The 22,554-nt window shown below is 63.8% G+C and carries 24 protein-coding genes; 13 read left to right on the top strand and 11 right to left on the bottom strand.

Annotated elements, in window-relative coordinates; all coding sequences use genetic code 11:
• The first annotated feature begins 6 nt into the window (after window positions 1-6).
• The 4 genes from C8N43_RS13350 (at window position 7) to C8N43_RS13365 (ending at window position 2,592) form a co-directional block, all read left to right on the top strand.
• Window positions 7-990 (top strand): phosphatase domain-containing protein, encoded by a 984-nt coding sequence (locus tag C8N43_RS13350; protein ID WP_107846068.1) that lies wholly within the window; start codon window positions 7-9, stop codon window positions 988-990.
• Window positions 991-1,000: 10 nt separating this feature from the next.
• On the top strand, window positions 1,001-1,939 hold the full coding sequence (locus tag C8N43_RS13355) for a DMT family transporter (protein WP_107846069.1): 939 nt from the start codon (window positions 1,001-1,003) through the stop codon (window positions 1,937-1,939).
• Between the two features lie 84 nt (window positions 1,940-2,023).
• Complete coding sequence (locus C8N43_RS13360; RefSeq protein ID WP_107846070.1) at window positions 2,024-2,284, top strand: hypothetical protein; 261 nt, start codon at window positions 2,024-2,026, stop codon at window positions 2,282-2,284.
• A gap of 122 nt (window positions 2,285-2,406) precedes the next feature.
• A complete protein-coding gene (locus C8N43_RS13365) occupies window positions 2,407-2,592 on the top strand; it encodes a hypothetical protein (protein WP_107846071.1) in 186 nt (61 codons plus the stop codon).
• A 54-nt stretch (window positions 2,593-2,646) separates the two neighbouring features.
• On the opposite strand, the gene C8N43_RS13370 is transcribed toward C8N43_RS13365, so the two are convergent.
• Window positions 2,647-3,516, bottom strand: a complete 870-nt coding sequence (locus C8N43_RS13370) for a branched-chain amino acid aminotransferase (RefSeq protein ID WP_107846072.1) — start codon at window positions 3,514-3,516, stop codon at window positions 2,647-2,649.
• Between the two features lie 147 nt (window positions 3,517-3,663).
• Between C8N43_RS13370 and C8N43_RS13375 the strand changes: the two genes are divergently transcribed.
• From C8N43_RS13375 to dxs, 6 genes are read left to right on the top strand one after another with little or no spacing between them, the layout of a single operon-like run.
• Window positions 3,664-4,176, top strand: a complete 513-nt coding sequence (locus tag C8N43_RS13375) for a MarR family winged helix-turn-helix transcriptional regulator (protein WP_107846073.1) — start codon at window positions 3,664-3,666, stop codon at window positions 4,174-4,176.
• Between the two features lie 6 nt (window positions 4,177-4,182).
• Window positions 4,183-4,884 carry a response regulator gene (locus tag C8N43_RS13380; RefSeq protein WP_107846368.1) on the top strand — a complete coding sequence of 234 codons (702 nt, stop codon included), beginning with the start codon at window positions 4,183-4,185 and terminating at the stop codon, window positions 4,882-4,884.
• A gap of 1 nt (window position 4,885) precedes the next feature.
• Window positions 4,886-5,827: a histone deacetylase family protein gene (locus C8N43_RS13385; RefSeq protein ID WP_107846074.1), complete on the top strand. Its 942-nt coding sequence runs from the start codon at window positions 4,886-4,888 to the stop codon at window positions 5,825-5,827.
• Complete coding sequence (locus tag C8N43_RS13390) at window positions 5,820-6,062, top strand: exodeoxyribonuclease VII small subunit (protein WP_107846075.1); 243 nt, start codon at window positions 5,820-5,822, stop codon at window positions 6,060-6,062. The genes C8N43_RS13385 and C8N43_RS13390 overlap by 8 nt, the downstream gene beginning before the upstream one ends.
• On the top strand, window positions 6,063-6,923 hold the full coding sequence (locus tag C8N43_RS13395) for a polyprenyl synthetase family protein (RefSeq protein ID WP_342748726.1): 861 nt from the start codon (window positions 6,063-6,065) through the stop codon (window positions 6,921-6,923).
• 12 nt (window positions 6,924-6,935) lie between these two features.
• Complete coding sequence (gene dxs, locus C8N43_RS13400; RefSeq protein ID WP_107846076.1) at window positions 6,936-8,861, top strand: 1-deoxy-D-xylulose-5-phosphate synthase; 1,926 nt, start codon at window positions 6,936-6,938, stop codon at window positions 8,859-8,861.
• A 212-nt stretch (window positions 8,862-9,073) separates the two neighbouring features.
• Here the strand turns inward: dxs and C8N43_RS13405 are convergent, their stop codons facing one another.
• From C8N43_RS13405 to dapE, 4 genes are all read right to left on the bottom strand, one after another.
• A complete protein-coding gene (locus C8N43_RS13405; RefSeq protein ID WP_245912999.1) occupies window positions 9,074-10,429 on the bottom strand; it encodes a lytic murein transglycosylase in 1,356 nt (451 codons plus the stop codon).
• Window positions 10,430-10,502: 73 nt separating this feature from the next.
• A complete protein-coding gene (rnr, locus tag C8N43_RS13410) occupies window positions 10,503-12,743 on the bottom strand; it encodes a ribonuclease R (RefSeq protein ID WP_107846078.1) in 2,241 nt (746 codons plus the stop codon).
• Between the two features lie 57 nt (window positions 12,744-12,800).
• Complete coding sequence (locus C8N43_RS13415) at window positions 12,801-13,373, bottom strand: TIGR04282 family arsenosugar biosynthesis glycosyltransferase (RefSeq protein WP_107846079.1); 573 nt, start codon at window positions 13,371-13,373, stop codon at window positions 12,801-12,803.
• Window positions 13,366-14,514 (bottom strand): succinyl-diaminopimelate desuccinylase, encoded by a 1,149-nt coding sequence (gene dapE, locus C8N43_RS13420; protein ID WP_107846080.1) that lies wholly within the window; start codon window positions 14,512-14,514, stop codon window positions 13,366-13,368. The genes C8N43_RS13415 and dapE overlap by 8 nt, the downstream gene beginning before the upstream one ends.
• A 301-nt stretch (window positions 14,515-14,815) precedes the next feature.
• Between dapE and C8N43_RS13425 the strand changes: the two genes are divergently transcribed.
• Together C8N43_RS13425 and C8N43_RS13430 are read left to right on the top strand one after the other, a co-directional pair.
• Window positions 14,816-16,450: a Hint domain-containing protein gene (locus C8N43_RS13425; RefSeq protein WP_107846081.1), complete on the top strand. Its 1,635-nt coding sequence runs from the start codon at window positions 14,816-14,818 to the stop codon at window positions 16,448-16,450.
• Window positions 16,451-16,585: 135 nt separating this feature from the next.
• Window positions 16,586-17,236, top strand: a complete 651-nt coding sequence (locus C8N43_RS13430; protein ID WP_107846082.1) for a Hint domain-containing protein — start codon at window positions 16,586-16,588, stop codon at window positions 17,234-17,236.
• Between the two features lie 9 nt (window positions 17,237-17,245).
• On the opposite strand, the gene C8N43_RS13435 is transcribed toward C8N43_RS13430, so the two are convergent.
• The 4 genes from C8N43_RS13435 to dapD all read right to left on the bottom strand — a co-directional run bounded on the left by C8N43_RS13435 (window position 17,246) and on the right by dapD (window position 19,677).
• Window positions 17,246-17,587, bottom strand: coding sequence for a hypothetical protein (locus tag C8N43_RS13435; RefSeq protein WP_107846083.1), 342 nt, complete (start codon window positions 17,585-17,587; stop codon window positions 17,246-17,248).
• Between the two features lie 32 nt (window positions 17,588-17,619).
• Window positions 17,620-18,045, bottom strand: coding sequence for a thioredoxin family protein (locus C8N43_RS13440; RefSeq protein WP_107846084.1), 426 nt, complete (start codon window positions 18,043-18,045; stop codon window positions 17,620-17,622).
• 15 nt (window positions 18,046-18,060) lie between these two features.
• Window positions 18,061-18,774, bottom strand: coding sequence for a cytochrome c biogenesis CcdA family protein (locus C8N43_RS13445; RefSeq protein WP_107846085.1), 714 nt, complete (start codon window positions 18,772-18,774; stop codon window positions 18,061-18,063).
• Between the two features lie 75 nt (window positions 18,775-18,849).
• Window positions 18,850-19,677, bottom strand: a complete 828-nt coding sequence (gene dapD / locus C8N43_RS13450; RefSeq protein ID WP_107846086.1) for a 2,3,4,5-tetrahydropyridine-2,6-dicarboxylate N-succinyltransferase — start codon at window positions 19,675-19,677, stop codon at window positions 18,850-18,852.
• An 88-nt stretch (window positions 19,678-19,765) separates the two neighbouring features.
• On the opposite strand from dapD, the gene C8N43_RS13455 reads away from it, so the two are divergent.
• Window positions 19,766-20,569: an LOG family protein gene (locus C8N43_RS13455; RefSeq protein WP_107846087.1), complete on the top strand. Its 804-nt coding sequence runs from the start codon at window positions 19,766-19,768 to the stop codon at window positions 20,567-20,569.
• Here the strand turns inward: C8N43_RS13455 and C8N43_RS13460 are convergent.
• Together C8N43_RS13460 and C8N43_RS13465 are read right to left on the bottom strand one after the other, a co-directional pair.
• Window positions 20,566-21,342: an ion transporter gene (locus C8N43_RS13460; RefSeq protein ID WP_107846088.1), complete on the bottom strand. Its 777-nt coding sequence runs from the start codon at window positions 21,340-21,342 to the stop codon at window positions 20,566-20,568. The two genes, C8N43_RS13455 and C8N43_RS13460, sit on opposite strands and share 4 nt — an antisense overlap.
• A 17-nt stretch (window positions 21,343-21,359) precedes the next feature.
• The gene (locus C8N43_RS13465; RefSeq protein ID WP_107846089.1) at window positions 21,360-22,553 is read right to left on the bottom strand and encodes a class I SAM-dependent RNA methyltransferase; all 1,194 of its coding nucleotides are present in this window, start codon (window positions 22,551-22,553) and stop codon (window positions 21,360-21,362) included.
• Window position 22,554 lies beyond the last annotated feature (1 nt).

A 22,554-nucleotide genomic window follows, 5' to 3' on the forward strand; every position in this document is an offset into this window, starting at 1 on the left:
GTCAGGATGAAAGAGTTCCTGCACCGCGCCGCCCTGAAAGCCGAAACCCTCTATGATCGCGCCTTTGGCCGCACCGGGCAGGGCCGCGTCATCGACCCCTATATCGGCTACGCCACGCCCGACAGCCTGATTGTCCGGGGTCGCGTGCTGTCCAAAGTGACGCGCGCCAATCCCACTGAAAGCCAGTCGGTTCTGACCAACATTCGCCAGATGATCTCGCTGTTTCTCACAGACGAGGTGCAAAACGTCACGGTCCGCGCCCAAGGCGTAGAGGCCGTCACGGATGAGGAAGGCTACTTCAGGCTCGAACTGCCACGCCCTGAGACTTCCGGTTGGCATGAGGTCGATCTCGATATCGAAGGGTTCGAAGATCAGGCCATGTGCCACGCCCTTGTCCCACGCGACGATGCGCGGTTTCTCGTGATCTCTGACATTGACGACACGATGCTGGAAACCGGCGCGTATGTTTTGTGGAAGAATCTCTGGACCTCTTTCTCGGGCAATGCGCTGACCCGCCGGGTCTTCTCGGACGCGATTGCCCTGATGGACACACTGTCGGAGGATGGCCGGAACCCGGTGTTCTATGTCAGCTCCAGCCCGTGGAATTTCCACCACTTCCTGGAGCAGATCTTTCGCCATGCCCGCCTCGTGCGCGGCCCAAAGTTCCTGCGCGACCTCGGCCTGTCGGAAAACCAGTTCATCACCGGCACCCATGGCGACCACAAGGGGGCGGCGATCGATACGATCCTCGCGGCCAATCCCGACCTTCCCGCGATCCTGATGGGCGATACCGGCCAGCACGACGCGCACGTCTATCTTGACGCGATCAAGCGCCATCCCGGACGCATCCACGCGGTGGTTCTGCGCGAACCGGGACGGGGACCGGACGTTGGCACAATGAGCGTCATGCGCGAGATCGAGGACACCGACACCCCGCTCTATCATGCGCCGACCTTCAAAGGGATGGAGCCTCAGGCGGGGCTGAGCTAGACCGGAGGGCATGGAAAAGCCCAAGCCGAACATCCCCCTCGCGATCTTCTCGAAACTGGGGGCGGTCGTGTTCTTCATGGCAATGGCGACGCTGGTCAAGATCGCCTCCGTCCGAGTGCCGCCGGGCGAGACAGTATTCTTCCGTTCTTTCTTTGGGCTGCCCATCATCCTCGGCTGGATCATCTGGCGGGGCGAGCTGCGCACCGGGCTGAAAACCGAAAATCCGCTTGGCCACTTCTGGCGCGGATTGGTCGGTGTGACTGCCATGTCCATGGGCTTTGCCGCGTTGGGCCTTCTGCCCCTGTCAGAGGTCAAGGCGATCCAATACGCCCAGCCCGTCCTCGTCGTCATTTTCGCTGCGATGTTTCTGGGCGAAAACGTCCGCATCTTTCGCCTGACGGCCGTGGCGCTGGGCATGATCGGCGTGCTTATCATCATATGGCCGCGCCTGACGGTGTTTGCCGACAGCGACGGCGACCCGTATCTGGCCATCGGTGCATTACTTGCCTTCGGATCCGCTGTGATGGCGGGCCTCGCCCATGTCTTCGTGCGCAAGCTCACCATGTCAGAGCCGACATCGGCCATCGTATTCTGGTTCGCCGTGACCGCCTCGACCCTGTCGCTGATGACGCTGCCCTTCGGCTGGGTTTGGCCGACAGGACCCGAGGCCGCGGCGCTGATCGGCGCAGGGCTGTGCGGCGGGGTCGGCCAAATCTTTCTGACGTCGAGCTACCGCTATGCGGATGCCTCCGTCGTCGCTCCTTTCGAGTACAGCTCGATCCTACTGGCACTCGCCATCGGCTTCTTCATCTTTGCCGAGGTCCCGACCGTCCCGATGCTGGGTGGCATCGCCCTGATCGTGATCGCGGGTATCTTGATCATCTACCGCGAACGCCAGCTGGGCAAAGACCGCGCCGCAGCACGTAAGTCCATGACCCCACAGGGGTAATTCCGCCGATTTGATGACTCTTTGTTACAAGGGATTCCCTTGGGGCAGCTTTGGCGGCATGATTTATCCACAGGAGGAGCAGTCATGGCCTCAATAGAAGAAATTGCCCGCGAGACCCTTGGTGCAGAGATGTTCCACCGCGTCGAGATAGGGCAGTCGCACCAGGAAACCCAAGCCGATGAAGTCTGGATCGATGTGATCTACGACGCTGCCGTGTCCGACGTGACGCCCAAGCAGATGATGACCCTTGCCGACCGCGCGTGGGAATGGGAGGGGCGCGGTGACCTCGCCCCGGTTGTCAGCTTTGTGGCCCTCGCCGACGCGCCGATGGCCGCCGCGCAGTAGCCTTCCGCAGGCTCAGGTCCACGCAAAGCCCCGCCGATCCGGGTGGGCTCAGAAACCGGACCTGCGGAATCAGGTCTGGTGTGCTATTGTGGTGCTCCACGAAGACACGGGAGATTCCAGTCATGCGTCATATCCTAGATCAACACGCGCCGGGCACATCAAGTACGGCCCGCCGCTGGGCCTACGCCATGCAGCGCCGCGCGATGCCCTCCAAGGGCACGCTGGTACTGCAGCGCCGCAAGCGCAACTCCGACAGCTCCGCGCGGCCGCAGCACTTCCTGCGCATCGCAAGAGGCGTTGAGGCCTAATGAAAAAGCCCCGCGCAGTGGCGGGGCTTTGACCGTCGGAGAGCGGGCGGAGCGCTAGCTGCGCACAAGCTTCTCATAGCCTTCCGCGATGTCGCGGGCGATGGCACCGACCTCGAAATTGTAGTCGCCGATGGAGCCAACGGGCGTCACCTCGGCGGCGGTGCCGGTCAGCCAGCACTGCTCGAAGCCTTCCAGTTCTTCGGGCATGATGTGGCGCTCATGCACCTTGATCTGGCGGTCCTTCAGCATGCCCACGACCGTTTGCCGCGTGATGCCGTTCAGGAAGCAGTCCGGCTTCGGCGTGTGCACTTCCCCGTCCTTGACGAAGAACATGTTGGCGCCGGTCGCCTCGGCCACATAGCCGCGATAGTCGAACATCATCGCGTCAGAGCAACCCTTGGCCTCCGCCGCGTGCTTGGACATGGTGCAGATCATGTAAAGGCCGGACGCCTTGGCAAAGCAGGGGATCGTTTCGGGCGACGGGCGCTTCCATTTCGAGATGTCCAGTTTCGCGCCCTTCATCTTGGCGTCGCCATAATACGCGCCCCATTCCCAGGCCGCGACCGCCATGCGCACGGGGTTCTTGGCCGATGCAACACCCATGTCTTCGCCCGCGCCGCGCCACGCCAGAACCCGCACATAGGCGTCGGTCAGGTTGTTGGCTTTCAGCACTTCGTATTTCGCCGCCTCGATCTCGTCGACGGTGTAGGGGATCGGCATGTCCAGCTGCTCGCCCGAGAAGATCAGCCGCTCGGAGTGCTTGCGGCTCTCGAAGATCTTGCCGCCGTAGCAGCGCTCGCCCTCGAACACGGAAGAGGCATAATGCATCCCGTGGGTCAGGATGTGGACATTGGCGGACCGCCAGTCCACCAGTTTGCCATCCATCCAGATGACGCCGTCACGATCGTCATATCCACCAGCCATTGCCCTCGTCCTTTTCATTTGTTGCGCCGAAAGGGTCCGTTTCGGTCACAATATTTCACCAAAGTGACGATTCGCTATCATTCGCTACTTGGAAAGTCAACAAGGCTGACATAATATGCCGGTAATCGAGAGCAAAGGACCAGCTCCATGTCTGACCGAGGGACAGGTCAAAACCCAAGCAGCGGCGAGAGCCTGCTGTTTCTGACCGATGACCAATTGCGCCGCGGCATCGAGGCGATGTTTTTCGCCTATCGGGGCTTCACCGCTGACCCGGACCGCATTCTGGCGGAGCATCAATATGGCCGCGCCCATCACCGCGCGGTGCACTTCATCAACCGCTCGCCCGGCACCACCGTGAACAACCTGCTCGACATCCTTGGCGTCACCAAACAGTCGCTCAACCGCGTGCTGCGCGCGCTGATCGAAGACGGGCTGGTCGAAAGCCGGGTCGGCAAGCAGGACCGCCGGGAGCGGCATCTGTACCTGACCGACGCGGGTCAGGCGCTGGAGAAAGAGCTGTCAGAGGCGCAGCGCGTGCGCATGCGCGCCGCCTACCGCGACGCCGGGCCAGAAGCCGTGGCGGGCTTTAGACAAGTGCTGGAACAGATCATGGACCCCGAAATGCGTCGCCACTTCAAGACCTTCAAGGAGGGCGCGTAGATGGCCCTGTCGCAAAACGACGCGCACCTGCTGATCGTCGATGATGACGAGCGGATCCGCAAACTGATCCAGCAATTCCTGTCGCGCAACGGCTTCTGGTGCACTTCTGCCCGCGACGCCGAACATGCGCGCCGCCTGCTCGAAGGGTTGGATTTCGACCTGATCGTGCTCGACGTGATGATGCCCGGCGATGACGGCATCACCTTCACCAAAGAGCTGCGCAAAAGCCGCGACACCCCGATCCTGTTGCTGACCGCCAAGGGCGAAAGCTCTGACCGGATTTCGGGGCTGGAGGCGGGCGCGGATGACTACCTGCCCAAACCGTTCGAGCCGAAGGAGCTGTTGCTGCGGATCAACGCCATCCTGCGCCGCGTGCCCGCCACCGAAGAGGTGGTCGAGACGCCAAAGGTGCTGACACTAGGCGACATTCGCTATGACATCGAACGCGGCGAGATGTGGCAGGGCGAAGACCTGATCCGTCTGACCGCGACCGAAGTCGCCCTGATGCGCATCTTCTCGTCCCAGCCGGGCGAGCCCGTGTCGCGCTCCAAGCTGGTCGAAGATCTGGGCCGCGACAAGGGCCAGGCCCAAGAGCGCGCCGTCGACGTGCAGATCACCCGGCTGCGTCGCAAGATCGAAGCCGACCCGAAACAGCCTCGCTATCTGCAGACCGTGCGCGGGGCCGGATACATGCTGGCACCGGATTGATATGACGACCGCACTCATTACCCACCCCGACGGGCTGCAGCACATCACGCCACCCGGACACCCCGAACGCGTTGACCGGCTGATGGCGATTTATGCCGCGATCGACGGGATGGATCAGACCGGCTTGCGTCGTGTCGAGGCCCCGATGGGCACGGACGAGGCCATCCTGCGCTGCCACCCGCAATCTCATATCGACGCCGTGACCGAGGCCGCGCCTGCGGAAGGCACCGTGGCGCTTGATGCCGACACGCATATGTCCCCCGGCTCGCTGCGCGCGGCCTACCGCGGGGTGGGCGCCATGACAACCGCCGTGGACATAGTGATTAAGGGCGATGTGCAAAACGCCTTCGCGGCCATGCGCCCGCCCGGCCACCACGCCGAAAAGACGACGCCCATGGGCTTTTGCCTTTTCGGCAATATCGCCATCGCGGCCAAGCACGCGCTCGATGTGCATGGGTTGGAGCGTGTGGCGATTGTGGATTTCGACGTGCACCACGGCAACGGCACGCAGGATCTTCTGTGGGACGAAGAGCGCACGCTGTTCATCTCCAGCCACCAGATGCCGCTCTATCCCGGCTCCGGCGCGCCGTCCGAGCGCGGGGCCCATGAAAACATTCTCAATGTCCCGCTCGACCCGCATACCGGCGGGGTGGAGCTGCGTCTGGCCTACGAGCGCATGGTCTTCCCCGCCCTCGATGAGTTCAAGCCGCAGCTCGTCCTGATTTCCGCGGGCTTTGACGCGCATCGCAACGACCCGCTGGCCAATCTCAACTGGGACGAAGCCGATTTCACCTGGGTGACCGAGCAGCTGTGCGATGTCGCCGATACCTATGCGCAGGGCCGCGTCGTCTCGACTCTGGAGGGCGGATATGATCTGGATGGCCTCGCCGCGTCCACCCGCGCGCATCTGCAAGTACTGATCCAGCGAGGCACCCATGGCTGACACCCCCGTATCCGAAATGAGCTTCGAGCAGGCCATGGCAGAGCTGGAGCAGGTCGTGGGCCAGCTGGAACGCGGCGACGTGGCTCTCGAAGACAGCATCAAGCTTTATGAGCGCGGGGCGGAGCTGAAGAAGCGCTGCGAGACCAAGCTGAAAGAGGCCGAAGAGAAGGTCGCTCAAATCACGCTTGGGGCCGATGGCCAGCCGTCTGGGACCGCACCCGTCGAAGGCATGTAAGTGTTTCAAGACGCGCTCAAGGACGCGCAGGCCCGGGTTCAGGCCGCGCTCGATACCGCCATGCAGCCGCTCGACGGCACCATCGCCGAGGCGATGCGCTACACCTGCAATGGCGGCAAGCGCCTGCGCGCATTTTTGGTGATGGAGGGCGCGCGGCTGCACGACGTGGACCCGGCGCTGGCCGACCCCACCGCCGCCGTAATCGAGATGATCCATGCCTACAGCCTCGTGCATGACGACCTGCCCTGCATGGACAATGACGACCTGCGCCGCGGCCTGCCGACCGTGCATATCCAGTGGGACGAGGCCATCGCCGTGCTGACCGGCGACGCGCTGCAAACCCTCGCGTTCGAGGTGCTCGCCGGGCTCGACACGGATGCCGACACCCGGGTCACGCTGGTCTCCTCCCTCGCCAAAGCCTCCGGGGCGCAAGGCATGGTGTTGGGTCAGGCGCTGGATATCGAGGCCGAAAGCGCCGACCGCCCCCTGACCCTGCCCGAGATCACCCGGCTGCAGGCGGGCAAGACCGGCGCGCTGATCGAATGGTCCGGCACGGCCGGCGCCTATCTCGCCAAGGCGGACCCGGCGCCCCTGCGCCAATACGCGCAAGCGCTGGGCCTTGCTTTCCAGATTGCCGACGACATCTTGGACATCGAAGGCGACGCTGCGAAGATGGGCAAGGCCGTGCACAAGGACGCCGAGGCGGGCAAGGCCACGTTTGTGACCCTTCTGGGCATGGACGGCGCAAAATCCCGCGCCCGCGAGCTGGTAGGGCAGGCCAATGATGCGCTTTCCCCTTACGGCGCGCGCGCAGACAACCTAAGACAGGCCGCACGGTTCGTCATCGACCGCGATACGTGAAGGAAGACGCAGATGGATAAGCCCAAGACCCCCTTGCTGGACCGCGTCAGCTATCCGTCCGATCTGAAGACGCTCTCTGACGCCGAGCTGACCACGCTCGCGCACGAGCTGCGCGCCGACACGATTGCGCAGGTCTCGCAGACCGGTGGCCATTTCGGCGCGGGCCTTGGCGTGGTCGAGATGACCGTTGCCATCCACGCCGTGTTCGACACCCCCCGCGACAAGCTGATCTGGGACGTCTCGCACCAGTGCTACCCGCACAAGATCCTCACCGGGCGGCGCGATCGTATGGGCACGATCCGGCAGAAAGACGGGCTGTCCGGTTTCACCAAACGCACCGAGTCGCCCTACGACCCGTTCGGGGCGGCCCATAGCTCCACCTCGATCTCTGCCGCGCTCGGAATGGCGGTCGCCCGCGATCTCGGCGGCACGCCGGAGCACGGATTGGGCGACTGCATCGCCGTGATCGGCGACGGCTCGATCTCTGCGGGCATGGCCTATGAGGCGATGAACAACGCAGGCCACTTGGGCAAGCGCATGATCGTGATCCTCAACGACAACGAGATGTCCATCGCGCCCCCCACCGGCGCGATGTCGTCCTACCTGTCGCGCCTCTATGCGGGCGCGCCGTTCCAAGAATTCAAGGCCGCCGCCAAGGGCGCGGTTTCCCTGCTGCCCGAGCCGTTTCAGGAAGGGGCCCGCCGCGCCAAGGAGCTGCTGAAATCCGCGACCGTCGGCGGCACGCTTTTTGAAGAGCTGGGCTTCTCCTATGTCGGCCCCATCGACGGGCACGACATGGAACAGCTGCTCGCCGTGCTGCGCACCGTGAAGGTCCGCGCCGATGGCCCGGTGCTGATCCACGCGATCACCAAGAAGGGCAAGGGCTACGGCCCGGCCGAGAACGCCGCCGATGGCGGTCACGCCACCGCCAAGTTCGATCTGGTCACGGGCGAGCAGAAGAAAGCGCCCTCCAACGCGCCCAGCTACACCTCTGTTTTCGGCAAGGAGCTGGTTCGTCTGGCCGAGAAAGACCCCAAGATCTGCGCTGTGACCGCCGCCATGCCCGACGGCACCGGCCTGACCCTGATGGGCGACCGCTACCCGTCGCGCTGCTTTGACGTCGGTATCGCGGAACAACACGCGGTGACCTTCTCCGCAGGCCTCGCCGCGGGCGGCATGAAGCCGTTTTGCGCGATCTATTCGACCTTCCTGCAGCGCGGTTACGATCAGGTTGTCCATGACGTTGCCTTGCAGAAGCTGCCTGTCCGCTTCGCCATCGACCGCGCCGGGCTTGTGGGGGCCGATGGGGCCACCCATGCGGGCTCTTTCGACACCGCATTCATGACGAACCTGCCCGACATGATCATGATGGCCGCCGCCGACGAGGCGGAGCTGATGCACATGGTCGCCACCGCCGCCGCCTATGATGACGGCCCGACCGCCTTCCGCTACCCGCGGGGCGAGGGCGTTGGCGTTGAGCTGCCTGAGGGCGGCACCGTGCTGGAGATCGGCAAGAGCCGCCTGATCCAAGAGGGCAACCAGATCGCCATCCTCAGTTTCGGCACCCGCCTGTCAGAGGTCCAGACCGCCTGCGAAAACCTGTCTGCCAAGGGCATCATGCCCACGGTGGTCGACGCGCGGTTCGCCAAGCCGCTGGACGCGGAGGCCATCCTGCAGCTGGCCCGTCACCACGAGGCGCTGATCACGATCGAAGAGGGCGCCGTCGGCGGCTTCGGCTCCCATGTCGCGCAGCTTTTGGCGGAGAACGCGGTATTCGACACTGGCCTCAAATTCCGCTCGATGGTGCTTCCCGATATCTTCATCGATCAGGCAAGCCCGGCGGAGATGTACGCCATGGCGGGTCTCACCGCAGCGGATATCGAGGCACGGGTGCTCGACACGCTCGGCGTCGCAACCTTGTCCGCGAAACGGGGCTAGGCTGGGGCGGCGCGCCGTTTACGAAGTCTTCACTTTGGTTAACGTGGCGACGCGCTTCGGCGTCAATGCCGACAGTTTGCCCGACAGAAGTCCGACGCAAAGCCGACAGCTATCCGACACCGCAAAATCGCCTGATTTCAAAGGTTAACGCGCGCTCGTGCGGGGTGGGGCGTTGCCGCAACGCGCCCCAGCGACCGCCGCGTTAACCCATTTCAGCGCAGCTTCTTGAGAATATCCAGCGACGCATACCCATCCGGCACCAGCCCGACCGACCGTTGGTAGCCGCGCACCGCCTCGATGGTGAGCGGTCCGATCTTGCCGTCGATTTTCTTGGTATCAAACCCCTTCGCCGTCAGCCGCTTTTGCAATTCCTTGCGCTCGGAGAACTTCAGCGCGCGATCGCCCCGCGGCCAATTCGCCTGAATGGCAGGTTTGCCCTTGAGCCGATCAGACAGGTGTCCCACGCCGATCACATAGGCATCGGCAGTGTTGTAGCGCTCGATCACCTCGAAATTCTTGAAGATCATGAAGGCCGCACCCTTCGCGCCGGCGGGCAGCAGGATTGACGCTTTCCCGTGGTTCGGCACCGCGTTCCCCGCCATGTCCCGCACCCCAAGACGCGCCCATTCCCCGGGCGATTTCAGTATCTTACGGTTTGCGAGGCTGTAGTCGAACCCACGTGGCACCGTGACTTCAACCCCCCAGGGCTGGCCCTTGGCCCAGCCGAATTTCGCCAGATACGCGGCGGTCGAGGCCAGGGCGTCGGTCGGGTCGTCGCCCCAGATATCGCGCTTGCCGTCGCCGGTAAAATCGACCGCATAATCGAGGTAGGAGGTCGGGATGAACTGCGTGTGCCCCATCGCCCCGGCCCATGATCCGGTCATCTCCCGCGGCTCCACATCACCGGCCTGAATGATCTTCAGACCCGCGATCAACTGCCCTTCGAAAAACGCGCCGCGCCGCCCGTCAAAGGCCAAAGTGGCGAGCGAGCCCACCAGGTCCTTGGAGCCTTTGAAGGTGCCATATGCGCTCTCCAGCCCCCAGACCGCGGCGACAACCTCCTTGTCGACGCCGTAGCGCGCCTCGATCCGCTGCAGGGTCGCGCGATGCTTGGCGATGGCGGATTTGCCGTTGGAAATCCTTGTGTTACTGGCTGCAGAGTCGAGGTAATCCCACAAGGTCTTGGTAAATTCCGATTGGTTGCGGTCGCGCTTGATGACCTCCGGATCATAGCGCACGCCGCGAAACGCCCGCTCGAAGGTGCGCTCCGAGATGCCCTGCGCCAAGGCGCGGCCGCGGAATGCGTTGATCCAAGCGTCGAACCGCGCGTTCGAGCTTGCGAGCAGGATTGGCGCCTCCCGTGTCACCTGCGCATCGACCCGCACCAGCGGCCTTAGCGAACGACGCACGGCCAGAGCCGAGCCACCGGTCGGCAGCACGATCCCCTTCGTCGATGCGACCGACACCAGATCCGGCCGCACGACCGGGCGTTTCGACATGTCCTTGGCAAAGGCCGGGCTCAGCCCGAAGGCGAGCGCGCTCAAAGAGATCATGATCCCTGTCTTCATGGTAAACCACCTGCGTTGCGCGCTCTGCGGCGCGTTCTCGATGGGGTTAATCTACCGCAGGAATTGCGCCCTGTCACCGCTTGCGCTTGAGCTTCTTCTTCAGCTTTGCCGATTTCGACCGAGACTTGCCCAGTTTGCGCCCGCGTGCGCCCATCTTGCGCGCAGGCCCACCGGTTTGTGGCAGAGGTTTGCCGTCCAGTTCCAGCAGTTCCAGCACCAGCCCGCCGGTCTCTGGCGTCGCCTCCGCAAGTCGCGCCAGGACCCGGTCGCCGATACCGATGACCACGCCGGATTTCTCGCCGGTCAGGGTCTGCGCGTCACGGTCATAGGCGAAGTATTCGCGGCCAAGCGTGCCGATGGGCACCAGCCCATCGGCCCCGCTTTCGTCGAGCTTCACGAACAGCCCGAACCGCGCGATCCCGCTCACGCGGCCCTCGACCTCGGTGCCGACCCGGTCGGACAGGTAGGCCGCCAGATAGCGATCCGTCGTGTCCCGCTCCGCCAGCATCGAGCGCCGCTCGGTCATCGACACCTGCTCGCCCACCGCTTTCAGATCGTCCTCCTGCAGCCCGTCATCGCCCCAGCCATGGGCGGTGATCAGCCCGCGATGCACGATCAGGTCGGCGTAGCGGCGAATGGGCGAGGTAAAATGCGCGTAATTCTGCAACGCCAGCCCGAAATGGCCGAAATTCTCCGGCGCATAGTAGGCCTGGGTCATGGCGCGCAGGGCGGAGATGTTCATCAATTCCTGATGCTCCGACCCTTCCGCCTGCTTCAACAGCCGGTTCAAATGGCTCGTTTGCAACACCTGCCCCTTGGCCAGCACGAAGCCAGAGGCCTGCGCGATCTCGCGCAAGGCCTCGAGCTTTTCCGGCCCGGGCTCCTCGTGCACGCGGTAGAGCAATTCGACCTTGCGCGCCTTCAGCTCCTCTGCGGCGCAGACATTGGCGAGCACCATGAATTCTTCGATCAGCTTGTGCGCGTCGAGCCGCTCCCGGAACGCGATCGAGACAATGCGCCCGACCTCATCCATGGCGATCCGTCGCTCGGGCAGGTCGAGGTTCAGCGGCTCGCGCCGCGCGCGGGCATCGGCCAGCGCGTGGTAGGCCGCGTAAAGCGGTGCGATGACGCCTTCCATGAAGGGTGCGACCTTGTCGTTGGGCGCCCCATCCTGGCCCGCTTGCACCTCTTCGTAATTCAAAGCCGCCGGCGACTTCATCAGACCGCGCGTGAACCGGTGCGACAGCTTGCGCCCTTGGGCATCGACGACCATGCGCACCGCGATGCAGGCCCGCTCGACGCCTTCATGGAGCGAGCACAGATCACCCGACAGCGCGTCGGGCAGCATCGGCACCACGCGGTCGGGGAAGTAGGTCGAGTTGCCGCGCTTGCGCGCCTCGCGGTCCAGCGCCGAGCCGGGCCGCACGTAATGCGCCACATCCGCAATCGCGACCCAGATCACGTGGCCGCCGGGATTGGCCGGGTCGTCATCGGCATGGGCAAAGCAGGCGTCGTCATGGTCACGGGCATCGGACGGATCGATGGTGATCAGCGGCAGCTCCCGCAGGTCCTCGCGCGCGCCCAGCTCCACGGGTTGCGCGGCCTCCGCCTCTGCGACGACGTCCTCGGGGAAATCGTCGGGGATGCCGTGCTGGTGGATCGCAATCAGCGACACCGCGCGTGCATCGCTCGGGTTGCCCAAGCGCGCCACGATGCGGGCTTGCGGAAGGCCCATGCGGGCGCGCGGGCCGGTCTGCTCCGCCTCAACCAGCTCGCCGTCTAAGGCCCCTGACACGGCGCCCGGCGGCACTCGCCATTCCTTGTCGGAGCCCTTGTCGATCGGGGTTACACGACCGCCCTCGGCCCCCTTGCGAAAAATGCCGAGGATTTTTGTGGGACCCGTGCCGATGCGCCGGATCAGCCGCGCCTCGTAGTCGTAATCCTCGCCCGACACCTTCGTCAGACGGCACAGCACCCGGTCCCCTTCCGCCAGCGCCGGGTCAGAGGATTTCGCCATGAACAAGACGCGCGGTGGCGTCTCCCCCGCCTCGACCGGCTCGACGAACAGATCGCCATCGGCGTCGGGCGCCAGTACACGGCACACCGACACCGGGGGTAGGGCGCCATCCTCCCGATAGGTCTTGCGGCGCTTCTCCAGATGCCCCTCGGCGGTCAGCTCCTTGAGGATGCGCTTGAGATCAATGCGCGCCGCCCCCTTGATCCCAAAAGCCCGCGCTATGTCGCGCTTGTTGGTTTTGGTCGGGTTGTCCTCGATCCAGGCGAGGATTTCGTCTTTGGTGGGCAGCGTTTTCATTCCGCCCGCCTATCACGCCCGCGCACGCAGGTCATGGCTTCGTTTTGGCAAAAATACTCAATTCCTCAGGTCCGCCACGGTGTCGACGTCACGCAGCTCGCGCACATAGGCCACCCGCGCGCCTTTGAGCGAGGCAATCGTGTCTGCCAGCGCGTGCTCGGTCGACCAGCGCACACCGTCAAACATCCCCGCATGGCGGCGCAATCGCTTCAGCCCAACAAGCCAGTAGCCGCCATCGGGCGCAGGGCCGAACACGGCGGCCGCCGCGCCCAACGCCGCAAACGCCTCCGCTACGGCGCCGCGGCTCACATCGGGGATATCCGCGCCGATGATGCAGACCGGACCGGGCGGCATCACCGCGAAGGCCGCGCCCATACGGTCGCCCAGATCACCGCGCCCTTGCGGCCAGCGCCGCAGGTCCTCGGGCCAGACACGGGAGGCAAGCCCCTCGTGATCGGGCGACACCGCCAATACAAGATCCCAACGCGGATCACGCAGCCGCCGAAGGACCGAGGCGACCTGATGGCGAAACCACCACGCCGCGCCTACCATGCCGAGATCGCGGCCCAGCCGGGTCTTCACCCGACCCGGTCGCGGCTCCTTCACCATGACGACGAGCGTCTTACGCAAAGTAATCCTGCAGGATACGCGCGTAGATCGCCTTGAGTTGATGCACCTGATCGACGGCCACCCGCTCGTCGACCTGGTGCATGGTCTTGCCGACCAGTCCGAACTCCACCACCGGGCAGTGGTTCTTGACGAAGCGAGCGTCAGAGGTGCCGCCAGTGGTGCTCATCTCCGGGCGAACGCCCGTCTCTGCCTCGACGCTGGCGGCAATCAGCGCGGACAGATCGCCCGGCGGGGTGATGAAGCTCTCGCCAGAGACTTGAATGCGCAGATCGACCGTGGCGCCGCTTTCATCCGCGATCCGGTCCGCCTCGTCGCGCAGCCATGTCGACAGGCTGCCTGAGCTATGGGCGTCGTTAAACCGGATGTTCACCGTCGCGCTGCATTCGGCGGGGATCACGTTGTTGGCGGGGTTGCCGGTGTCGATGGTCGTGACGGCCAGCGTGGAGGCGTCGAAATGCTCGGTCCCGCTGTCCAGTTCATGGGACGCCAGCCGGTCCATCAGCCGCGCCATCACCGGCACCGGGTTCAGGGCGCGGTGCGGGTAGGCGGAATGGCCCTGAATGCCTTTCACCGTGAAGAACCCGGTCATCGAGCCACGCCGCCCGATCTTCATCATCTCGCCCATTTTGTTCGGGCAGGTTGGCTCGCCCACAAGACAGGCCGACATCCGCTCGCCTTCGCGCTCCATCCAGTCCAGCAGGGCCACCGTGCCGTCAATCGCGTCGCCTTCCTCATCGCCGGTGATCGCCAGTATAACCGCGCCCTTGGGCGGGCTCTCTCGCACGAAATCCACGGCGGCGGCGGCGAAGGCCGCGACGCCGGATTTCATATCCGTAGCGCCGCGTCCGTAGAGATATCCGTCTTTGATTTCCGCTCCGAACGGGTCCACCGTCCACGCATCACGGTCTCCGACAGGCACCACATCCGTGTGCCCGTTGAAACCGAAGCTCCTCGCAGCGCCCTTGTCGCCCCAACGGGCATAGAGGTTTGATACTTCCCCGCGGTCCACTCGGGTACAAGTGAACCCGGCCACCTCCAACACGTCTGAAAGCACCCCAAGCGCGCCACCTTCTTCAGGGGTCACAGAGGCGCACCGCACCAGGTCTGACGTTAGGGCAACGGGATCAATGGGTTGGGTCATGCAAAAGCCTCCGGGCATTGGGGGTGTTCTAGCTTGCCTCGAAGGTGAGGCGCAATGGCAACAGGGCGGTCGAAAAACCCTGGAATTGAACGCTGCTTCAGCCGCCAGCCCAGTTTTTTCTTTCCCGAGCCGGGGGAAGAAAGTTAACCATAATTTAATAAAAAAATGCCCGAGGCAGGGTATCTGGTCCGCAAAGGGCCATTCGAGCGGTTTGATTGAAAAGTTGTTGTGTATTGCGACAATAGGGGAGGAGTCCCCTTGATCCGCACGCTCGCCTGCCCTCTGGGAGACGGAGGCAGTCATGGTAGCGGCATCGGAACTTCCGATCCAAGAAAACGCGTCGGCTCTGGACATGGCCAACCTGATTTTCGGGAGCGGTGCGACCGTGGTCTCCGCCGATTACGACGGGTGGTCGCAATCCTCCGGTATTTACACCAACGGCGACACGGTCGCCCCCGACCTGACCCCAGGCGACACCGGCGTGATCCTGTCCACCGGCCGCGCCCGCGATGTCACCAACTCGTCTGGCAATGGGAACGGCAACGGCAATAACGGCAATGGCAACGGCAATCAGGGCGGGGCAGAGGCCAACCAGTCGACCAACACGTCGACCAATACGCCCGGCGTGAACAACGATGCCGATTTCAATGCGCTCGCCGGGACCAACACCTACGACGCGTCGATCCTCGAGGTGGACTTCATTCCCGATGGCGACACGCTGTCGATCCAGTTTGTCTACTCGTCCGAGGAATACCCGGAATTCGTGAACTCGATCTACAACGACCTGGTGGGCGTCTGGGTCAACGGCGCGCCGGTCAGTCTTGCCGTGGGGGACGGGGATTCCTCGATCACCAACATCTCGGACGTGAACAACTTCAACCTCTACAACGACAACACCAACGACGCCTTCAACACGGAAATGGATGGCTTCACCGCCACCCTGACCCTGACGCTGAACGTCAATCCCGGTGTGGTGAACTCCATCAAGATCGGCATCGCCGATGTTTCCGACAGCGCTTACGACAGCAACCTGCTAATCGCTGCGGGCTCTATCCAAAGCGATGTACTTGCCGTCGATGACCAAATCCGGCTGGACCCGAACGAAAGCGGCACGCTCGACGTGTTGGCGAATGATCAGGACAGCGATGGCGGTACGCTAACAATCACGCATATCAACGGGCAGGAGGTCACCGCGGGCAGCGTTGTAAACCTGGCCACCGGGGAGCAGATCACCGTCAATGCGGACGGCACCTTCACAGTGCTGAACGATGCCGATACCGAGACGGTCAGCTTCAGCTACACGGTCGAGAATGACGATGGTATCTCGGACACGGCCTTCGTGTTCATCAACCCGATCCCATGCTTTGTGGCGGGAACGATGCTCGAGACGCCCGACGGCCCCTGCGCGATCGAGATGCTGGAGCCGGGCGATCTGGTGCTGACCAAGGATCACGGCCCGCAGCCCCTCCGCTGGATCGGAGCGCGCTCGGTACCCGCGACGGGTGACCAGACGCCGATCCGGATCGAAGGCGGAGCGTTCGGCGACCACGACACCGTGTCCCTGTCCCCGCAGCACCGGGTGCTGATCCGCGACGAGCGGGCCGAGATGCTGTTTGGTCAGCAAGAGGTGCTGGTGGCCGCCAAGGATCTCATCAACGATCACACCGTGCGCCGGGACAAATCCCGGCAGACGGTCACCTACGTGCACATCCTGTTCGACGATCATCAGGTCGTCTTCTCCGAAGGGCTCGCCACCGAAAGCTTCCTGCCGGGCCCGCAGACGCTCAATTCCTTCGACGCGGATGTTGTAAACGAAATATGCACTCTTTTCCCCCAGATTGATCCCGAAACGGGCCTGGGGTACGGCACCGCGGCGCGCGCAGCGCTGAAAGGGTATGAGGCGCAGCTTTTGCTGACGCAGGGCCATGCGGCCTAGAATTGCACCCAAATACGGCAACAATGCCACGATTGTTCCACGGAATGATCACCGACTGTGCATGGTTTTGTCCCGTCTTGCTTGTTACCCCTCGTCTAAACACGGCCGCGTTGGTCGCTTGTGGGGTAATAAGTAATGAAACGGATCGAGCTGAAATTATACGGACACACCGCCCTTCTGGGGCGAGCCGCTTTGTCGCAGACAGTTGCGTTGCAGGCCAACAATGGCCGTGACAGCGCGGACAACGCGTTTCTTCCGTCTCACGCCAATATCAATCAGCTTCCCTCCGCCGTTGACGGCACGGGCCTGATGGCCGCGACCCGCATCGCGACGCCGTTCGGGCCACGCCGCGTCGACGAATTGTCTGCGGGCGATCTTGTCCTGAATGCCGACGGACAGGAAGCGCGCGTCTGTCATGTGCTGACCGCACCTGCACCGCGCGATGCCTATATGGTGCGTGCACCCTATTACGGTCTCGATCAGGACGCCTTCGTCGGTCCGAACCAGCAGATCGTTGTGACTTCCGACATTGCCGAATACCTGTTTGGCGAAGAGACCGTCATGGTCCCGGTCTGGGCGCTCAGCGACAGCCGCAAGGTGCTTCACGCCGAGACACGCAGCACCGATTTGCTTTACCAGGTCCAGCTCGACAGCGCCGCGCCGATCAAGATCGGCAATTGCGCCATGGCCGCGCTGCACAAGGACGGTGTTACCAAAGGGCGCGCCCTGACCACGGACGAGGCGCGTTGTTTCGCGACTGAGCACCGTCTGGGCTTCCGCAACTAAAACGCGCCGCTACTGAGCCTTGCTGTCCTCGTAGAACGCGGTGGTCTGCGCCACCACGACCGAGTTTTCATCGCGCGCGCGCTGCATCAGCGCGCGCTCTTCGTCACTGATATCATGACCTTCGGCCTCGCGGTCTTTCAGCGACCCGTATCCCGTGACATCCAGCGGCGCGAGCCCGGCCTGCTTCATCAGGGCCACCGTTTCCCGCACCGCTTCCGCCTCGTCCACGCCGCTGGCGTAGCACATCAGGGCCGCGCCGGACGCGTGCTCGGGCAAGCCGTCGCCATCCTTGCGGCCGACCTCGACGAGGAGCGTATAGACGTGATGCGGGCGTTTGGGCTTGTCGGACATGGCGCTCTCTCTAGGGCCATGCCGCGTGTCCATCAAGCGGTTTGCGCAGCGTCCAGGGCCCGGTCCATCAGCTCTTTGATCTGCGCGGTGGAGGTGCCCGCCACGACCCGCCCAAGCTCGTCATTGCCCTTCAGCACGATCAGTGTGGAGCGGCGAGGGATGTTGCGGTCGCGCGCCACCGGCGAATTTCCGAAATCATCCCAATCGACACGGACAAAGACGATGTTGGCATCATATTCCGGGTTTTCCGCCCGCAGCGCATTGATCACCCGCTCCTGTTTGCGGCAGGTCGAGCACCAGTCCGCGGCGTAGTCTACGAACACGGTCTTGCCCTCGGCCAGTGCCGCCTTGATCGGGTCGGTCCGGTCGTAGTCGATTGTGGTCAGCCCGCCAGCAAGGGCAGCCATGGGCGCGAGGCCGAGTGCGGCGGTGGTCATCAGAAAGGCACGTCTGTTCATTACAAAACTCCTGTGTCAGATCGCGATTGATAGGTCATTGAACCAGTTTGGCAGGTTGTCGAGCACCCAGATGTCGATCACGTGGTTCACGCGGAACAGGATCATCAGCCCGACGACGATGAACACCGCCCCAAGGATCGGTTTTGAGCGGGCGGCAAGACCACGCAACGCCTCGGTCCGTCGGCGGATCAGCTGCTGCCCGCCAAGTCCGATCCCAAGGATCAGTGTCGAGACGCCCGCGGCAAAGCCGACCATGATCAGAAACGCCCAGAACAGGCTTTCCCCCTGGCTCGCCAGCGCGATTGCGCCGCCGAGGGTCGGCCCGATGCAGGGCGACCAGACGGCGCCCAAAAGTAGCCCGCCCAGAAACTGCCCCTGCAACCCGCTTGAGGTGCTGGTTGCCAAAGTGGTGTCCGCCCGCGAGGACAGACCGGCCATCGCCAGCTCAAACCGCGACGACAGCGCAGGCACCAGCAGCACCGCGCCGAAGATCAACATCGCGACCGCGCCGGTATCCGCCAGCACTTGCTCGGTCAGACCAATCGCGCGCCCAAAGGTTGCCACGACCATGCCGAATGTCACGAAGGACAGGCTCATCCCTGCCGCCAGCGCCAGCGGCCCGCGCCGATCCGCGTTCAGGGCCGAGGCGAGCACAATCGGAAGTACCGGCAAAACGCAGGGGTTGATCAGGGTCAGCAACCCAGCAAGGTAGGCGAACACGATGTCCATCCCGCGCGTATAGCGCGCAACAAAAAGCGGCGGAACTCACGAGAGCCCGCCGCCTGGTCACTTATCCGTCAGAAATCAGTCCCGCAGCAGCTCGTTGATCCCGGTCTTCGAGCGGGTCCGCTCGTCCACGCGCTTCACGATCACCGCGCAATACAGGTTGATCCCGTTCTTCGACGGCATCGAGCCCGCGACCACGACAGAGTAGGGCGGCACTTCGCCATACATGACCTCGCCCGTCTCGCGGTCGACGATCTTGGTGGATTGGCCGATGAACACGCCCATGCCCAGCACCGAGCCCTCGCGCACGATGCAGCCCTCGACCACTTCGGAGCGCGCCCCGATGAAGCAGTTGTCCTCGATGATGGTGGGGCCGGCCTGCATCGGCTCCAGCACACCGCCAATGCCCACGCCGCCCGACAGGTGCACGTTCTTGCCGATCTGCGCGCAAGAGCCGACCGTGGCCCAGGTGTCGACCATCGTGCCTTCATCGACATAGGCGCCGAGGTTCACGAAGGACGGCATCAGCACCACACCGGGCGCAATGTAGGCCGACTTGCGCACAACGCAGTTGGGCACGGCGCGGAAGCCCGCAGTCTTCCAGTCCGACGCGCCCCAGCCCAAGAACTTGCTGTCGACCTTGTCCCACCAGCCGCTGCCCTGCGGGCCACCGTCCTGCTGCTCCATATCCTTGATGCGGAAGCCCAGCAGGACCGCCTTCTTGGCCCACTGGTTCACATGCCACGAGCCGTCATCTTGCTTTTCCGCAACGCGAAGCGTGCCGCCGTCCAGCGCGGCCAGCGTGTCCTCAATCGCCTCGCGTTGTTCTCCGGTCGTGGCGGGCGTGATGGTGTCGCGCGCCTCCCAGGCGGCCTCGATGGCGGTCTCTAGTGCAGCGTTGGACATGGTGGCTCCCTCTAAGGTGTCTGGTCTCGAAACTTGATCGCCTATAGACCGGAATCAAGCAGACGCGCAATCAAGAGGCAGAGCACAGATGAAGGACGACACCCGCAGGCACCCTATGCGCCACTCCCGCCAGGATATGGAGGAAGTGAAGCAAATCCCGGACACGCCGCAGACCCGGTCGCCCGCCTACGCGCTGGCCTTCACAGACGATGACTTCATGTGCCGCGACGAACTGCGCCCCGTGCGGCTGCAGCTGGAACTGCTCAAGCCAGAGCTGATGATGAACGAGGCCGGGATCGAAAGCACGATCGTGCTGTTTGGCGGCGCGCGCATCCCGGAGCCTTCGCAGAAAGACAAGGCCCGCACCAAGACTTTGGGCGAGCTGTCGCGGTTCTATGACGAGGCGCGCAAGTTCGCGCAGCTGATGACCGAGCGCTCGGATGGCAATGACAACGTGATCGTCACAGGCGGCGGCCCCGGCGTGATGGAGGCTGGCAGCCGCGGTGCGCAGGACGCGGGCGGTCGCTCAATTGGTTTGAACATCGTGCTGCCCCACGAGCAGGCGCCCAACGCCTACGTAACGCCGGAGCTGTGCTTCAACTTCCACTACTTCGCAATCCGCAAGATGCACTTCCTGATGCGCGCCCGCGCGATCTCGGTGTTCCCGGGGGGCTTTGGCACCCTCGACGAGACGTTCGAGGCGCTGACGCTGATCCAGACGGGCCGGATGCAGCGCGTCCCGTTCGTGCTGTTTGGCGAGGACTTCTGGCGCAAGATCATCAACTGGGAGGCCCTGCTGGACGCGGGCACCATCGGGGCAGACGATCTCGACCTGTTCCACTTCGTCGAAACCGCGGAGCAAGCAGTCGAGATTATCGACGCCGCAGGTTAGTCGCGGCGGTCTTTCAGCGCGCGCTCGATCGCTTCGAGCCGCGCGAGAACATCATCGCGGTATTGATCCGTCGCCGCATTGCTTTCTTCGGCGTGGGCGTCCTGCATTGAGTTCACGATGAGACCGACCAAAAGGTTCACCACCGCGAAGGTCGTGACCAGAATGAACGGCATGAAGAACATCCATGCGTAAGGGTACACCTCCATCACGGGCCGCACGATGCCCATCGACCAGCTTTCCAGCGTCATGATCTGAAACAGCGTGTAGCCCGACAGGCCAAGATTGCCGAACCAGTCGGGGAAGGCCGCGCCGAAGAGTTTCGTCGACATCACCGCGCCGATGTAGAACAGCAGCGCCATCAGCAGGAACACCGACGCCATGCCGGGCAGGGCCGTTACCAGCCCCTCGACCACCCGCCGCAGCGAGGGCGCAACCGACAGCACCCGCAGCAGACGCAGGATGCGCAGGGCCCGCAGCACCGACAAGCTGCCGGAACCGGGCAAAAGCGAGATCCCGACGATCACGAAGTCAAACAGGTTCCAGCCCTTGCGGAAAAAGCCCCAGCCCTGAGCGAAAAGCTTTGCCGCCAGCTCTGCCACGAAGATCCACAGGCAGATCATATCGAGCGTCAAGATCAGCGGCCCGGCAGCCTCCATCACCGGATCGACCGTCTCGAGACCAAGAATGATCGCGTTGAACAAGATCACCCCCAGAATGAAATTCCGGGTCAAAGGACGATCAAGGACCGCTTGCGTGCGGGCGCGAAGGGACATGGGGGCTCCTACAGGTTTCAGCCCATATGGGCCCGGGTGAACTGCGCGGCAAGTTCCACATGCGAGGACCAGCGGAATTGATCGACCGGCTGCACCCAATTCAGCACATAGCCGCCATTGATTAATATTTCGGCATCGCGGGCAAAGCTCACCGGGTTGCAGGACACGGCCGCGATCCGGGGCACGGTCGAGGCCGCAAGCTCGACAGATTGCGCCTCTGCCCCGGCGCGGGGCGGGTCAATAATGACGGCGTCGATCTTGCGCAGCTCATCTGGCAGGACCGGGCGGCGGAACAGGTCGCGCACTTCGGCGGTCACTTTCTTCAGGCTGTCGGCCTTGCGCCAGCCGTCGTCCAGCGTGCGGATCAGGGCCTCGTCATTTTCCAGCGCCCAGACCTCCGCCTGCCGTGCGGCGGGCAGGGAAAACGTCCCGCAGCCCGCAAACAAGTCGGCGATTTGGGACGCGTCGCCCACCGCTTCCGCCACCGCGCGGCTTAGGTCGCGCTCACCCTGCGCCGTGGCCTGCAGGAAAGCACCGGGCGGCGGCGTCACCTTCGCGCCCGCGAAGTTCTGCGTCGGCGGCAGCCGCATCGCGACAACCTCGCCGTCCCAGGACAGGCGCGCCAGCTTGTGGCGTTCTGCCAACGCCGCGATCTCCAGCTGTTCTTGCGGCGAAAGCGGCTTGCCGTCGCGCACGTCGATGTCCAGTCCGTTCTCGGACACGCTGACCATGATCCCAACGACCGCCTTGCGCGACGCGGCGGCCAGCGTGATCTCCTCGAAAAAGGGCAGCGCCTCGAGGATCGCCGGGTCCAGCAACTGGCAGTCCGGAACCTCGATCAACGCATCCGAGCCGCGCCCGAAGAAGCCCACCATCGCGCCTTTCTTGGTACGTTTGCCGTGCAGCATCGCCCGCCTGCGCGAGCGGGCGGGCGAGGTCTGGATCGGGCGAATTTCCGTCTCGATCCCGCGCGCGGTGAGCCCCGTACGGATGACGTCGGTCTTCCACGCCGCGACGAACGCGTCGGACGCATGCTGCATCGCGCAGCCGCCGCAGCTTTTGTAGTGCCGGCACGGGGCGGCGACCCGGTCGGTGGAGGGGGTGACGATGCGCCCGTCGTCGATGACCTCGCCCGGAAGCATGCGCGGGATCGGGGCGCCGGTGTCTGGCACGCCTTCGCCCTTATGGTTCAATCGTTCGATGGTTTGCATG

Origin of the sequence: Litoreibacter ponti, from assembly GCF_003054285.1 — a bacterium.
In the GTDB taxonomy this organism is placed as follows: Bacteria; Pseudomonadota; Alphaproteobacteria; order Rhodobacterales; family Rhodobacteraceae; genus Litoreibacter; species Litoreibacter ponti.